At 67.5% G+C, this 13,903-nt stretch carries 11 protein-coding genes and 1 pseudogene; 6 read left to right on the top strand and 6 right to left on the bottom strand.

The genetic code is table 11. The annotated features are described in order from the left end of the window. Positions 1–158: 158 nt before the first annotated feature. From BN1056_RS13855 to BN1056_RS13840, 4 genes are all read left to right on the top strand, one after another. Positions 159–1,100: a sugar phosphate isomerase/epimerase family protein gene (locus tag BN1056_RS13855; RefSeq protein ID WP_136193703.1), complete on the top strand. Its 942-nt coding sequence runs from the start codon at positions 159–161 to the stop codon at positions 1,098–1,100. Between the two features lie 79 nt (positions 1,101–1,179). After that, positions 1,180–2,190: a Gfo/Idh/MocA family protein gene (locus tag BN1056_RS13850; protein ID WP_210582185.1), complete on the top strand. Its 1,011-nt coding sequence runs from the start codon at positions 1,180–1,182 to the stop codon at positions 2,188–2,190. Between the two features lie 36 nt (positions 2,191–2,226). Beyond that, on the top strand, positions 2,227–3,099 hold the full coding sequence (locus tag BN1056_RS13845; RefSeq protein ID WP_210582183.1) for a sugar phosphate isomerase/epimerase family protein: 873 nt from the start codon (positions 2,227–2,229) through the stop codon (positions 3,097–3,099). A 146-nt stretch (positions 3,100–3,245) separates the two neighbouring features. Continuing rightward, complete coding sequence (locus BN1056_RS13840; protein WP_210582181.1) at positions 3,246–4,862, top strand: MFS transporter; 1,617 nt, start codon at positions 3,246–3,248, stop codon at positions 4,860–4,862. Positions 4,863–5,006: 144 nt separating this feature from the next. Here BN1056_RS13840 and BN1056_RS13835 read toward each other — a convergent pair whose 3' ends face one another. After that, positions 5,007–6,023 carry a LacI family DNA-binding transcriptional regulator gene (locus BN1056_RS13835; protein WP_210582179.1) on the bottom strand — a complete coding sequence of 339 codons (1,017 nt, stop codon included), beginning with the start codon at positions 6,021–6,023 and terminating at the stop codon, positions 5,007–5,009. 211 nt (positions 6,024–6,234) lie between these two features. On the opposite strand from BN1056_RS13835, the gene BN1056_RS13830 reads away from it, so the two are divergent. Continuing rightward, entirely contained in the window at positions 6,235–7,389 is a 1,155-nt protein-coding gene (locus BN1056_RS13830) for a zinc-binding dehydrogenase (RefSeq protein WP_210582177.1), read from the top strand. Positions 7,390–7,517: 128 nt separating this feature from the next. Here the strand turns inward: BN1056_RS13830 and iolE are convergent, their stop codons facing one another. The 4 genes from iolE to BN1056_RS13810 form a co-directional block, all read right to left on the bottom strand. Then, positions 7,518–8,444 (bottom strand): myo-inosose-2 dehydratase, encoded by a 927-nt coding sequence (gene iolE / locus BN1056_RS13825; protein WP_210582175.1) that lies wholly within the window; start codon positions 8,442–8,444, stop codon positions 7,518–7,520. Between the two features lie 194 nt (positions 8,445–8,638). Next, positions 8,639–10,294, bottom strand: a complete 1,656-nt coding sequence (locus BN1056_RS13820) for an MFS transporter (RefSeq protein ID WP_210582173.1) — start codon at positions 10,292–10,294, stop codon at positions 8,639–8,641. 35 nt (positions 10,295–10,329) lie between these two features. Further along, positions 10,330–11,526 carry a Gfo/Idh/MocA family protein gene (locus BN1056_RS13815; RefSeq protein WP_210582171.1) on the bottom strand — a complete coding sequence of 399 codons (1,197 nt, stop codon included), beginning with the start codon at positions 11,524–11,526 and terminating at the stop codon, positions 10,330–10,332. A gap of 156 nt (positions 11,527–11,682) precedes the next feature. Beyond that, the gene (locus BN1056_RS13810) at positions 11,683–12,690 is read right to left on the bottom strand and encodes a LacI family DNA-binding transcriptional regulator (protein ID WP_210582169.1); all 1,008 of its coding nucleotides are present in this window, start codon (positions 12,688–12,690) and stop codon (positions 11,683–11,685) included. Positions 12,691–13,016: 326 nt separating this feature from the next. Between BN1056_RS13810 and BN1056_RS13805 the strand changes: the two genes are divergently transcribed. Then, positions 13,017–13,268, top strand: coding sequence for a mandelate racemase (locus BN1056_RS13805; protein ID WP_210582167.1), 252 nt, complete (start codon positions 13,017–13,019; stop codon positions 13,266–13,268). A gap of 171 nt (positions 13,269–13,439) precedes the next feature. Here the strand turns inward: BN1056_RS13805 and BN1056_RS13800 are convergent. After that, positions 13,440–13,903: pseudogene (locus tag BN1056_RS13800) on the bottom strand (MFS transporter); the annotation flags it as partial.

The raw sequence follows: 13,903 nt of genomic DNA, 5'->3' as shown, positions 1-13,903 counted from the left end.
TGGTGGCGCGATCCCGCATTCCATGAAATTTGTCCGTACAAACCTCTGGTGTTTTGGGGTTGGACTCGTTACACTCGTAATTGTCCGAAACGATTCGGGCGGCCGGGCCGGGTCCCAGCCCCGGCCCGCGAAATCGATCAGAACTCTCAGGAGCGACAATGACGTCAACCGCCTCAAAGGCTGTCAACACCAACGATCCGAAGTACTCCAAGCTCACCATCGGCGTCTGCCCCGACCAGTGGGGCGTGTGGTTCGCCGACGACCCGAAGCAGATGGATCCGCGCCAGGCCTGGCAGGAGATGGCCGAGGCGGGCTTCGAAGTCATCGAGACCGGGCCGTGGGGCTATTTCCCCACCGACCCCAAGGAGCTGCAGAAGTGGTGCGACGAGTACGGCATGCGGGTCGTCGCCGGAACCGGCTGGGGCATCCTGCACAAGGCCGAGGCCTGGCCCGAGACGCTGCGTCACTTCCGTGAGATCGCCGAGACCCATGCCGCCGTCGGCGCCGAGTACATGGTCCACCTGCCCCCGCTGTACCGCGATGACAAGACCTGGGAGTGGACCGACGACCGCGTCCTGTCCGACGACGCCTGGAAGCTGTACGTGGAGCACGCCAACGCCCTGGGGCAGATGCTGCTGGACGAGTACGGCCTGAAGATGGTGCTGCACCCCCACGGCGACTCGCACATCGAGACCCCCGAGGAGATCGCCCGCATCTTCGACGCGACGGATCCCAAGTACGTCAACCTGTGCCTGGACTCCGGCCACGTGGTCTACGGAGGCGGCGACCCCGTCGAGCTGTGCAAGAAGTACCCCGAGCGCATCACCTACGTGCACATCAAGGCCTTCGACGAGGACATCACCCGGGAGGCCCATGAGAAGGACTGGCCCTTCGGTGAGGCCGTCACCAAGGGGGCCTCGGTCTGCCCGCCCGCCGGCCTGCCGGAGATGCACGCCTTCGTGGACGCGCTCGCCGAGCTCGACAAGCCGATCTACTGCATCTGCGAGCAGGACTGCTACCCCTGCGAGCCGTCCTTCCCCAAGCCCAACGCCATCAACATGCGCAAGTACCTGGCCGAGTGCGGCCTGGGTCTGGCCTGACCACCATCCGGCGGCCCCACCGGGGACGCACCACAGAACCATCAATACATCCACACGATTCTCAAGGAAGAGAGCAATCATGACCGTTCGTATTGGTCTCATCGGCGCCGGCGGCATGGGCCGCGCCCACCTCGCCCGCATCACGAACGAGCTGTCCGGAGGCAAGATCGTCGCCGTGGCGGACATCAACCACGACGCCGCCGTCTCCGCCGCCGAGCCCTACGGCGCCAAGGCCTACGACACCTCCGACGAGCTGATCAATGACCCCGAGGTCGACGCCGTCGTCATCGCCACCTTCGGCAAGGTCCACGCCCCCGACGTCATCAAGTGCATCGAGGCCGGCAAGTACGTCCTGTGCGAGAAGCCCCTGGCCACCACCGCCGAGGACTGCATCAAGATCATGGAGGCCGAGCAGAAGGCCGGCAAGAAGCTGGTCACCGTCGGCTTCATGCGCCGCTTCGACGCCGCCTACAACGAGATGAAGGCGGTGCTGGAGGCGGGCGAGAACGGCCAGGCGCTGCTGGTCCACAACCGCCACCGCAACCCCTCCGTCCCGGAGTCCTACACCTCGCGCATGGCCATCGACGACACCGCGATCCACGAGATCGACACCATGCGCTGGCTGCTGGGGGAGGAGATCGTCAAGGTGCGCGTCGAGCGCCCGAAGTCCACCACCCATCGCTTCGAGCACCTGATCGACCCGGTCGTGGTGGTCATGTACACCGAGTCCGGCGTGCGCATCGACGACGAGGTCAACGTCAACCTCCAGTGGGCCTACTCCATCGAGTGCGAGCTCGTGCTCGAGACCGCGGCGGTGCGCCTGGGTGACCAGGAGAAGATCCACATCCGCGACGCCCACGGCAACCGCAACGCCATGTGCCAGTCGCACATCGATCGCTTCCAGGGGGCCTTCAACCGGGAGTTCCAGGAGTGGATCAACGCCGTCGCCCGCGACGAGCACACCGGCTCGACCTCCTGGGACGGCTACGCCGCCACCTCCGTCGTCGACGCCGCCGTCGCCTCCCTGGAGGACGAGACCTCCCCGCTGGTGGACGTCACTCTCATCGACAGGCCAGACTTCTACGCCTGACGACAGCCGGGAAGACCGACGGAAAGGAGAGGCCTAATGGTCGATATCGCACTAGACCCGAACATGTATTACCTGACCATGTCCACAGCGGACACGCTGCACAAGGCCGCGGAGCTCGGGTTCAAGTACGTGGAGCTCTCGCCGAACAACGAGTTCCACCTCTGGCACCACTACCCCAAGGCCGACCGGGCCTTCATCGCCGAGCTCAAGCAGGCGGAGAAGGCCTCGGGCGTCAAGGTCCGCACGCTGAACCCCGTGTTCAACTGGTCCTCGCCCGATGAGGTCGAACGGCAGGCGCAGGTGCGCAACTGGCGGCGCCTGCTGGAACTGGCCGACGCCCTGGACGTGCGCGACATCGTCTCGGAGTTCTCCGGCGACCGCAATCGCGCCAGCCGCTCCGAGCAGCAGTGGTACAAGTCCATCGAGGAACTGATCCCGCACTTCGAGAAGTACGGCATCCGGCTCAACATGGAGGCGCACCCCTACGACTTCGTGGAGCTGCACGATCGGGCCCTCGAACTCGTCCGCAGCGTGGACAAGGACTGGCTCGGTTACGAGTACTGCTGCCCGCACACCTTCCACCTGTCCGACGGCGTCGGCGACGCCGACCGGATGATCCGGACCGCCGCGGCCGCCGGCAAGCTCCGGGAGGTGCACGTCTCCGACGGCTTCAACCACCGCATCAACGATGGCAACCGGTACATCATCAACCCCCCGGGTGCCGACGTCACCGTCCACCAGCACAATGCGATCGGCAACGGCGAGGTCCCCTGGGAGCAGGTCTTCGCGACGCTGCGCGAGGTGAAGTTCGACGGCATCATGTCCGTGTGCATCTTCGGCTGGCACGAGTGGGCCGACGAATACAACAAGGCCGCGCTGGAGCGTTTGACTCAGGAACTCGGCGCCTGATCCACCGGGCCGGCCGCTTCCTGCGCCGCGAGGCGGCCGGCCCGCTCCCTCCCCTCCGCCGTCTCGATGGACGGTGGTGGGCCCCAGACTTTTCTCGGCGCGTCCCCTCACCTGCCGAAGGCGGCAGGACCCTAAAGGAGATCACTATGTCCTCAACCCCACTCGCGGCCAGTGACTACAGCCGCGAGAAGATCCAGGAGCTGGTCGACCAGACCCCGCCGTCGGGCAAGAAGCGCTCGCTCGGCGCGATCGCTGTCGTCGCGACCCTGGGATCCCTGCTCTTCGGCTACGACACCGGCGTCATATCCGGTGCCCTGCCGTACATGCACCTGCCACACGCGGCGGACGGCCTGGCCCTGACAACGACGGAGGAGGGTTGGATCGGCGGGCTGCTGTGCATCGGCGCGGCCCTGGGTGCCTCGCTCGGTGGCAAGCTCTCCGACAAGTACGGGCGGCGGCACAACATCACCATGTTGGCGATAATCTTCCTGATCGGCGCCCTGGGCTGCACCCTCTCCCCGAACATCTGGATCCTGTACGGCTTCCGCATCATCCTCGGCTTCGCCGTCGGCGGCGCCTCGGCCACGGTCCCGGTGTTCCTCGGTGAGACCGCCCCCAAGCGGATCCGCGGCACCCTGGTGGCCGTGGACCAGATGATGATCGTCTTCGGTCAGTTCCTCGCCTACTCCATGAATGCCATCCTGGCGCAGGTCCGCGGCGGCCCGGAGATCACGGTGGCGGGCGATGTCGTCAACTCGGCCGGTGAGACGGTCGCCCAGGCGGGAGAGACCGTCGCCTGGGAGAGCGTGCAGAACCTGGCCAATGTCGTGGCGACGTCCGGCAACGGCACGACCTGGCGCTACATGCTGGTGCTGGCCTCGATCCCGGCCGTCGCCCTGTGGATCGGCATCCGGCTCATGCCGGAGTCGTCGCGCTGGTATGTGGCCAACCTGCGCATTCCGGAGGCCATCGGTTCCCTCAAACGGGTGCGCAATGAGGAAAAGGACGGTCCCATCGCCGACGAGATCGACGAGATGCTTCAGATCCAGCGCAAGGAGGCCAATCAGGAGAAGTGGAGGCTGTCCCAGATCTGGAACACCAAGTGGACGCGTCACCTGCTCATCATCGGCATCATCCTGGGGCTGGCCGACCAACTGACCGGCATCAACACCGCCATGTACTACACCCCGAAGGTGCTCGCCGCCGCCGGGTTGCCCATGAGCGACGCCATTTCGCTGAACGTGGTCTCGGGCGGCGTGTCCTTCATCGGCTCGGCCGTGGGCCTGTGGCTGGTCACCAAGTTCGCCCGCCGCCACGTCGGCATCTACCAGGAGACCAGCATCGTGATCTCCCTGGGCCTGTTGGCCGCGGTGTTCTACTTCCTGATCCAGCCCTACCAGAACGCCGACGGCGACATCGTCGGCGCCCCGACCTTTGCACCCTTCCTGGTACTGATCATCGTCAGCCTCTTCGTGTTCGCCAAGCAGTCCGGCACGGTCACCTGGGTGCTGGTCGCGGAGATCTTCCCCAGCAAGATTCGCGGCACCGCGATGGGCCTGGCGGTCGGCGCCCTGTGGATCGCCAACGCCATCGTCTCGATCGTCTTCCCGATCATGATGGAGAGGCTCGGCGGCGCGGGCACCTACCTGGTGTTCTGCCTGATCAACGTGCTCTCGCTGCTCTTCTACATCAAGTTCGTGCCCGAGACGAAGTACGACTCCCTGGAGGAGCTGGAGGAGCGCTTTGAGCGGGAGTACAGCTGAGTCGCCCTCCCCTCACCGAGATCGGTTGATCTTACGTATCGAGGTCGGTTGATCTTACGTACCGAGGTCGGTTGACGTTACCGTCGGCCGACCTCGACACGTGTGTGCCGGGTGCGCGGTCCGGGGCAAGCCCGGGCCGACGAGTCAGCCGGTGGAGGAGGTGCGGATGACCAGTCGGCCGGCGGCCCGGATGTCCTCAGGCGGGGGCGGGGCGTCGGGACGACGGGCGAGGGCGGCGGCGCGCTCGACGACGAGCCGCACCGCCGCCTGAGCCATCTCCTGATCGGGCTGATTCAGGCTGGTGAGGGCGAACTCCGCCCGCCGGGCCAGGTAGGTGTTGTCGTAGGAGGCCAGCGGGACGCGGCCCCCGCCCTCGTGTCCCAGCTCCCGCAGCACGGCGACGGCGTCGATGGCGAGCATGTCATTGTGGGCGATCAGGCCCATCTGCGGGGTGCCGACGCTCAGCAGGCGCCGGATGGCGGCGCCGGCGTCGTCGGTGCTCGCCTCCTCGGTGGTCAGCGTGAGTCCCACCTTGTGGGCGGCCCGGGCCAGGGCGCGCTCGCGGGCCAGGCGGGAGGCGTCGTCGCCGATCCTGGGGGCCACGTACCCCAGGGAGTTGACTCCCTGGGCGTCCAGGTGGGAGACGATCTGCTCGGCGGCGAGCTGCTCGTCGATGTGGACGGCGTCGACGTGCCCGCCGGGCGTGCGCCGACCGATCAAACATGTCGGAGCCTCGTCTCCCAGCGCCACCAGCTGCTCATCCGTCAGCCACGGGGATACCAGGATCATGCCGAGTACCCGCACGCCCAGCAGGGAGTTGATCGCCCGGTGCAGGCGCTCCTGGTCCTGGGCGCCGACGGTGACGAAGACGGTGAGCCCCTGTGCGGCGGCGGCGTCGTCGAGTGAGCGCGAGACCTGCTCGAAGAAGGCGTTGCGGAGGTTGGGCAGTACCAGGCCGATCGTGGACGAGCGCTGGCGCGCCAGCGCGGACGCCGCCGTATTGATGCGGTAGCCGAGAGTCGCGGCCACCTGCATGATGTGCGCGCGGGTCTCGTCGGCAACCTTGGGGGAGCCGCTCAGTGCCAGGGAGACAAGGCTGCGTGAGACTCCGGCAGCTGCGGCGACGTCGGACTGGGTGACGTCGTGACCGCTGGCAGGCATGGCTTTCCCTCCTGTCCGCGCACGAGTGCGGACAGGAGGGACTCTAGCCGACATGGGGTGCGCTGCCGGGGCGCGACTCGGACACCCGCGGCTGTGATGCCGCCCGATTCACGTCGTTTGTTAGGACAAAGTACGTGTGTCTGTGTTACGCTGCAACCAGGCCACGCGCCGGGGGCGCGATCGTCGCGTCCGCTTCGAGAGAGACACCCACATGACGAGCAACGAAGCAGTCCAGAACACCAACATCCCGGAAACCATGCGCGCCGCAGTGCTGCGCGACCCCGCGGTCGGCCTCAAGGTCGAGACCATCCGCACCCCCCACCCCAAGAACGGGGAGGTCCTGATCAAGGTCGCCGCCTGCGGCCTGTGCCACTCCGACCTGCACGTGATCGGCGGCGCCATCGCCTTCCCCAAGCCCGCCGTCCTCGGCCACGAGGTCACCGGCACCATCGTCGAGGTCGGCCCCGGCAACGAGCACACCGGGCTCAAGGTCGGTCAGAACGTCGCCGGCGGCTTCCTCATGCCCTGCGGCCAGTGCGAGGCCTGTGCCTCCGGCCATGACGAGTTGTGCGGCCCCTTCTTCAACCTCAACCGTCTGAAGGGTCTCCTGTATGACGGCACCACCCGCCTGGCCACACTCGAGGGGGACCCCATCTACATGTACTCCATGGGTGGACTGGCCGAGTATGCGGTCATCCCCTCCACCTCCGTCACTCCGGTGCCCGACACCCTGGACCTGGTCCCCGGTGCCATTCTCGGCTGCGCCGCCATGACCGGCTACGGCGCCGTGCGCCGCGGCGCCGACTTGCGCTTCGGGGAGACCGTCGCCGTCGTCGCCACCGGTGGCGTGGGCACCAACATCGTTCAGATCGCCCGCGCCTTCGGCGCCAGCCAGGTCATCGCCATTGACGTCGCCGACGACAAGCTCGCCCCCATGCCCGGCTACGGCGCCACCGCGGTGATCAACTCCGTGACCCAGGACGCCCGCGAGGAGGTCCTGAAGCTCACCGGCGGCAAGGGCGTCGACGTCGCATTCGAGGCGCTCGGTATCCCCGCCACTTGGAAGACCGCCCTGGACGTTCTCGCCGACGGTGGCCGCATGGTCCCGATCGGGCTCGGCGCCGGCGTGCAGACCGCCGAGGTTGAGATCAACCGCACCGTGCGCCGCTCCCAGAAGATCCTCGGCTCCTACGGCGCTCGCACCCGCCAGGACCTGCCCGCCGTGGTGGACCTGGCCGCCCGCGGCGTCATCAACTACAAGGACGTCGTCTCCCGCCGCTTCCCGCTTCAGGAGGCCGGTGCCGGCTACGAGGCCCTGCGCAACCGCCAGATCCAGGGCCGTGCCGTGGTGGACATGAGTCTGTGAGGCCGATGCGCTGAGGCGCACTTAACGACGCGGCGCAGGCCGAGTCGTCGGGAGCTGCCGCGAGGCCCCGGGGCTGATTGCCTCGGGGCCTCGCAGTGTGGATCGGCGGACGCGACGTCGAGTGGGGGTCAGAGGGGCAGTAGCGTGGACTCGATGTAGGCGCGGGCCTTGGCGCCGTACTCGTGCGGGTTGGCGATGGCCGGGTCCTGCTCGGCCTCTACCAGGATCCAGTCCCGGTAGCCGTGGTCGATCAGGAACTTGTAGGGCTCGGTGAAGTCGATCATGCCGTCGCCGGGGACGGTGAACATGCCCGCCAGGAAGGAGTCCAGGAAGGAGCGCTCAAGGCGCTTGGACTCCTCCAGCTTCTCCGGGCGCACGTCCTTGAAGTGCACGTGTGCCACGCGGTCGATGGTGGCCTCGAGCAGGCCCATGACGTCGCCGTCGCCGACGAAGGCGTGGCCGGTGTCGAACAGCAGGGAGACCTTGTCCGGGTCGGTCAGCTCCATGAGCTTGATGGTCTCCGCCTTGGTCTGGACCACGGTGCCCAGGTGGTGGTGGTAGACAAGTGTGAGCCCATGCTCATGCGCGATCTCGCCCAGGCGGTTCAGGCCCGCGGCGAGCACTGGCCACTGCTCGTCGGTGAGGACGGGCTTGTTGGTGAAGATGCACACGTCGCGTTGGCCCTGTACGGAGCCTGTCTGCTCGGAGACAACCACTCGGCTGGCGCCGAGGTACTGCAGGTACTCGCAGGTCGTGGTGAACTCCGGGATGACGGCGTCAATGCCGTCGCGCACGATGAAGGAGGAGAACCACTGGGCGACGATCTGGATGCCGCGGGCGTCGGCCCGCTCCTTGGCGACCTCCTTGGCCGGGAACCAGCCGGCCACCTCGGTGCCGCGGAAGCCCAGGTCGGCCAGGTCCAGCAGCATGTCCTCCAGGGTGTTGAAGGCGCCGACCTCCTTGATGTCGTCGTTGCGCCAGGCGATGGGGTGCATGCCCCAGGTGATGCCGTGTGGGTCGTTGATGGCGGTGGTGGGGTCGAGACGGAAGCTCATGAGTGATCTCCTTTGATTTGCTTGGGTTGGATCCGTCGTGATTGCGGGGCGGGCGCCGGTGGGAGCGCGACGCCTGTCCGTATAATTGTAAGGACAAAATGCTGTGGTGGTCAGGGGCTGGGCCACTGCTTGAGGACGCTGCTGTGGGAGGCGCGGTTCCGCCGTCGTCGCGGTCGTCGACGGCGGGCCGGGGCTCACGAGTAGCGTGCCTCCATGTCGCGCTCGATCTGCTCCAGGGAGCGCCCCTGGGTCTCGGGCATGATCTTGAACAGCACCACGGCCACCGCCAGGTTGAGCGCGCCGTAGAAGGTGTAGGTCAGCCCGCCGCCCAGGTGCTCCATCATGCTGGGGAAGGTCCAGGTGATGATGGCGTTGGCGATCCACATGCAGAAGATGGCGGTCCCGTTCATGACGCCGCGCACGTTCGCGGGGAAGATCTCACCCATCATGGTCCATACCACGGTGCCGTTGGAGGACTGGACGATCAGCATGAACACGGCCATCAGCCCGAGCACGAGGAAGGCGGCCCAGGCGGGCGGGGTGGTGCCGTCGGCCATGTGAGGGGCGATCAGGAACTGGAAGGTGGCGGCGATGCCCAGCAGACAGATGCCCACGCCGGTGACGTCGGCGATGAGGATCTGGCGACGGCGGAACTGCCCGATCAGCCAGATGCCGATGGCGGAGCCGACCACGCTCATCACGCCGTTCGCCACCTGGGCGGTGATGGAGGCGGAGGTGGACATGCCGGCGTACTCCAGGACCTTCGGCGCGTAGTACATGATCGTGTTCACGCCGGTGGTCTGGTTGATGATGGCCAGGAAGATGCCGACCCCCATGAGCTTGCGCAGCCACGGGGTGGCCCACACGTAGCCCATCCCCTTGGCCCGTGCGGCCTCCGCCAGCTCGTGACGGCGGGACTCGGCCATCTCCATGAGCTCGTCGGTGATGGGGCCGTCCTTGTCCTCATTGCGCACCCGCTTGAGGGCGCCGATGGCGTCGTACAGGCGCTCCTTGGTGATGTACCAGCGCGACGACTCGGGCATGAGGCGGATGCCGATCCACAGGGCCACAGCGGGAATCGAGCACAGCACCAGCATGTAGCGCCAGGTCATGCCGTTGCCGGAGGCGATGACCAACTGGTCCAGGAAGGCGTGGTATTCGGCGCTGGACAGCGCCCCGCCCTGGGACGCCTGGAGGGCGGTGATGTCGTCGTAGACGTAGGTGCCCGGCGCGACGGTTCCCGAGGGGTCGGCGGTGATGGTCAGCTGTGGGCCACCACGAGTGGTGGAGATGATGGCGTTCATCGTGAAGGCGAGCAACTGACCGGTGACGATCATGAGCTGGTCGATGGCGACGATGGAGCCGCGGATGCGCTTCGGTGCGGTTTCCGACAGGTACACCGGCACGGTCGCGGAGGCTCCGCCGACGGCCAGGCCCAGGATGAAGCGGAAGGGATACATGATCCATACGTTGGGGGAGAGCGTTGTCCCCAGGGCTCCGATCAGGAAGATCGCCGCTAGCAGGGTGATGTTATGGCGGCGCCCGTAGCGGTCGGAGAGGCGGCCGCCGAACAGGGCGCCGAAGGCCGCGCCGATCAGGAGGGTGCCGCCTACCGCGCCCTCCTCCAGGCTGGTCAGCTGCAGGCCGTCGGCGGCGTGCGGCATGTACATGTAGGGAAGGGCGCCGGAGATGACGCCGGTGTCGTAGCCGAACAGCAGTGAGCCGATGGTGGCGACGGCGGCAACGGCGACGATGCCGCGGTGCTTGCCTGACGGCGGGGTGGCGTCCACCGCCTGCTGCATCTGGGCGCGGTTGATGGTCTGCAGGGTTGGGGGAGCGGTCGTGCTCATGGGTGGCTCCTTGAAAGCTAGGGGGGCGGGACGGGTCAGGCGTCGAAGGTGGTGCGGCCCTCGACGCGGGCGACGTCGTGCCACTGGCCGTCGGCGGCGGAGGCAACGACGGCGGCGTCGACCTCCGCGGCGCACCAGGCGTCGGCGGCGGAGGGGGCGTGTTGCTCGCCGGTCAGTACGGAGCGGATGAACTGGGCGGCCTCGATGGACTTCAGGTCGTCAAAGCCCATGGAGGTGCCGATGGCGGGCTGATAGCGGTGCCATTCGCCCCAGGCGGGGCCGGCCATGGCGCGGCGGTAGCCGTGGGTGGGGCCGCCGTCGACGCCCAGGCACACCTCGAGCTCGTTGAGTCGCTCGAAGTTCCAGCGGGCCGAGCCTTCGGTGCCGTAGACCTCCACCACGTACTCGGCGCGCGGGCCCACGCTCACGCGCGAGGACTCCATTGTGGCGACGACGCCGCCCTCGAAGCGGGCGAGCATTCCCACGTAGTCCTCGTTGCCCACCTCGCCGACCTCATCGCCGATCTCGAAGCTGGAGTGGCCGATGCCCATTTTGGTGGGTATGGGGCGCTCCTTGATGAAGGTGTCGGTCAGGGCCGTGACCGAGGCGATGCGACCGATCAGGTACTGCGCCAGGTCCGCCCCGTGGCTCATCAGGTCGGGGACGACGCCGGCACCCGCCTTCTCTCGGGAGGCGCGCCAGGTGAGCGGGCTGCGAGGCGAGGAGTTGTAGTCGGCGATGAACCAGACGCGGGCATTGGTGATGCGCCCGAGTTCTCCGGAGCGGATGAGCTCGCGCATGTACTCGATGGCCGGCACGTGCCGGTAGTTGAAGCCGACGCCGGTCATCAGCCCGGCGGCCTCGGCGGCGCGGGCGATGTTCTCTGACTGCGCGGCCGAGGTGCCCATGGGCTTCTCGATCCAGAAGGGCTTGCCGGCCTCTACGGCGGCCAGGGCGATCTCCTCGTGGAGGAAGTTCGGGGAGGCGATGGAGACGACCTCAACCTCCGGGTCGGCCAATAGCTCGCGGTAGTCCGCGTAGGCGCGCTCGAAGCCCAGGTCTTCGACCGCCGCCCGCTGCGCCTCCTCGATCGGGTCGGCGGCGGCCACGAGGCGGGCCTCGACCTCCAGCTCGGGGAAGCGCTCGGACAGTGCGCGGTAGCTGCGGGCGTGCAGGCGACCCATCCAGCCCAGAGAGATGACTCCGACTCCGAGCTTGCGTTTCGTGCTCATGCTTGGCTCCTTCGCCGACCGCCGTGGTCGGCTTGATGGTGTATTGCAGAGGGGCGTAACCAGGCTGGTAACGCGCGTCAGCGGTGACGTGTCGGCGAGTCTATGGTCTGAGCGTTTGTCCTGTCAAGCACCTGTACTGGGGCTTGACGACGGGGCTCAGAGTCGAGCGGTGGAGGAGCGTTCTACGAGGCGCGCGGGGACTGCTCGATAGAAGTCGGAGGCGTCCCCGGGTGTTAGCAGTGCTTCGAGGGCTCCTGCCGCCAGCATGTCCGGATTCTGGTCGATGCTCGTGATGCGCAGCTCGGCGCGTTCCGCCAGTGAGGTGTTGTCGTAGGACGAGATTCCGAGCCGCCGGGGGATGTCCAGGCCCAGGCTCAGTCCGGCGGCGACGGCGTCAACCGCCAGTAGGTCGTTGTAGGTGATCAGTCCGAGTGGCCCCGTCCCGGCCGTCAGCGCGTGCGATATGGCCTGTCGTACCCCCGCCTCGGCGTCGACCTCTATGAAGTCCACTCCGGCCAGCGCGGCCGCGGTGCGACACTCCTTAACGCGTTCGTCCAGAATCGTCTCCCGCAGGCGTACGGCGGGGGAGAGGAAGGCGATGCGCTCATACCCCTGGGAGGCGAGATGGGCGACGGTCAGGCGGGCGGCGTCGGCCTCGTCGAGGCGGACCGTGGCGATACCGGCCGACTCCGGCAGGGTGCGGTCGATGACGCACAGGCGTACGCGCTGTCCCAGATCCTGCAGCTCCTCGACCGTCATGGAGGTGCCGGGGAGGATGAGGCCGGCCGGGCGCAGGGACAGTACGTCGTCTATGGTGGAGCTCTCCAGCTCGTCGACCAGGTCGGACACCAGGGCGACGAGGGTGTAGCCGGCCTGTCGGGCCCGGCGGCGCAGGGCGCGCAGCAGCAGGTCGAAGAATGGATTGTCCAGGTAGGGGACGACGACGGCCAGGCGCTGGGAATGTCGGGCAGCCAGCTCCGCGGCTGCGGAATTGGGGTGGTAATCGAGTCGGGCGGCAGCATCCAGAATGCGCCGACGCGTCTGATCCGACATGCGGCCCTCGCCTTTGAGAGCCAGGGAGACGAGTCCTCGGGACACGCCGGCTGCGGCGGCGACGTCCTGCTGGGTAGCGGGCGCTCGTGCCGGACGTGGGGTGGGGGACACGGTGACTCCTAAGCGGCCCGGAGCGTGTGGGCTCGTACGGCATCAGGATAGATGACGGTTCCGAAGCTGGTCCGTTGCCGAGCGCCGGTCGGTGAGACTGTGAGGTGAGGGGTCGATCTGTGCTGGAAATCGGACGGTGTCGGCGGAAGGTGCGGCCGCTTGCCGGAGCGTGACGCGCTTATCAGCGGTTTGTATTTACAAACCGGCGGGAAGGTTTCTAATGTACTGCTTGCCGGCCACCGCGGCCGGTACCGACCGCCAGGTCGGGCACACCGCTGTGCGGGCCGCCCGACCGGTTCCGCACCGGAACCGGAAGGAAAGCCAATATGAACGCTCCCGTCATCGACGCCGTCGCCGTCACCACCCCGGAGTCCACCGCCTCCACCCAGGACGAGGCCAAGGCCGCCGACCTGCTCACGTTCCGGATCGGCCTGCTGATCATCGGCGCGGTGCTCATGGTCATGACCATCGTGGGACTCGTGACCGCGTCGGCGCCCCTGCTGATTGCCGCCGGCCTGTTCACCGTCGTCACCACGTTCGTCGGCGTGTACACCGGCGTGAACCTGCTGGCCGAGTGAATCACTGACCTGCAAAGGAGGACGGGCCGCGGAGTCCACTCCTCCCGAGCTGCGCGGGCAACGCGGACCGCGCAGCAGGCGAGCCACCAGAATCTCGGCCGCATTGGTCATCCGCGAGCAAATCGCCGAGCGCCGACCTGATCATCCAAATGGTCGGCGCTTTTCGCTGCCTCAGCGCAGCGCCTCGAGTGCCCACGGCAACGCCGCCACGGACACCACCAGGCTGAGAACCTGACAGCTGAGTACGGCGCCGACCGCCGCGGGGAAGGGGGTGAGCGCCAACAGCAGCGCCGGAACCAGCACGGAAATCAACTGCACCAGGGGCCTGAGCGTGGCGGCGGCTCGCCGTTGTGAACGCAGCAGCCACGGCGGGACGAGCGGGTCGATGCTGCCGGTGCAGGCCGGCGCCACCGCCAGGAACTGGCAGGCCACAAGCAGCACGTCCACGCCGATCAGTAGTGCCATCAGACCGACGCCATGGGCGGTGTCGGCCAGCGCCAGCAGCGTGATGCCGCAGGCGGATGCTCCGGTACCCGCAAGAATCCACGCGTAGGGGAAGTGGTCGCCGTGGCGCCCGGTGCCGAGCAGGCCGACCAGCACCCAGGCGGCGGCCAGCGCTGCGGCTATGGCGGGCC

The organism is Actinomyces succiniciruminis (assembly GCF_900002405.1).
In the GTDB taxonomy this organism is placed as follows: Bacteria; Actinomycetota; Actinomycetes; order Actinomycetales; family Actinomycetaceae; genus Actinomyces; species Actinomyces succiniciruminis.
This window is presented reverse-complemented; position numbering and strand designations above follow the sequence as displayed.

Excerpts from the sequence above, each read along its gene's own strand:
- BN1056_RS13840 (WP_210582181.1), top strand. The coding sequence starts at position 3,246 with ATGTCCTCAACCCCACTCGCGGCCAGTGACTACAGCCGCGAGAAGATC.
- BN1056_RS13855 (WP_136193703.1), top strand. The coding sequence starts at position 159 with ATGACGTCAACCGCCTCAAAGGCTGTCAACACCAACGATCCGAAGTAC.
- BN1056_RS13835 (WP_210582179.1), bottom strand. The coding sequence starts at position 6,023 with ATGCCTGCCAGCGGTCACGACGTCACCCAGTCCGACGTCGCCGCAGCT.
- BN1056_RS13805 (WP_210582167.1), top strand. The coding sequence starts at position 13,017 with ATGAACGCTCCCGTCATCGACGCCGTCGCCGTCACCACCCCGGAGTCC.
- BN1056_RS13820 (WP_210582173.1), bottom strand. The coding sequence starts at position 10,294 with ATGAGCACGACCGCTCCCCCAACCCTGCAGACCATCAACCGCGCCCAG.
- BN1056_RS13850 (WP_210582185.1), top strand. The coding sequence starts at position 1,180 with ATGACCGTTCGTATTGGTCTCATCGGCGCCGGCGGCATGGGCCGCGCC.
- BN1056_RS13815 (WP_210582171.1), bottom strand. The coding sequence starts at position 11,526 with ATGAGCACGAAACGCAAGCTCGGAGTCGGAGTCATCTCTCTGGGCTGG.
- BN1056_RS13845 (WP_210582183.1), top strand. The coding sequence starts at position 2,227 with ATGGTCGATATCGCACTAGACCCGAACATGTATTACCTGACCATGTCC.
- BN1056_RS13830 (WP_210582177.1), top strand. The coding sequence starts at position 6,235 with ATGACGAGCAACGAAGCAGTCCAGAACACCAACATCCCGGAAACCATG.
- iolE (WP_210582175.1), bottom strand. The coding sequence starts at position 8,444 with ATGAGCTTCCGTCTCGACCCCACCACCGCCATCAACGACCCACACGGC.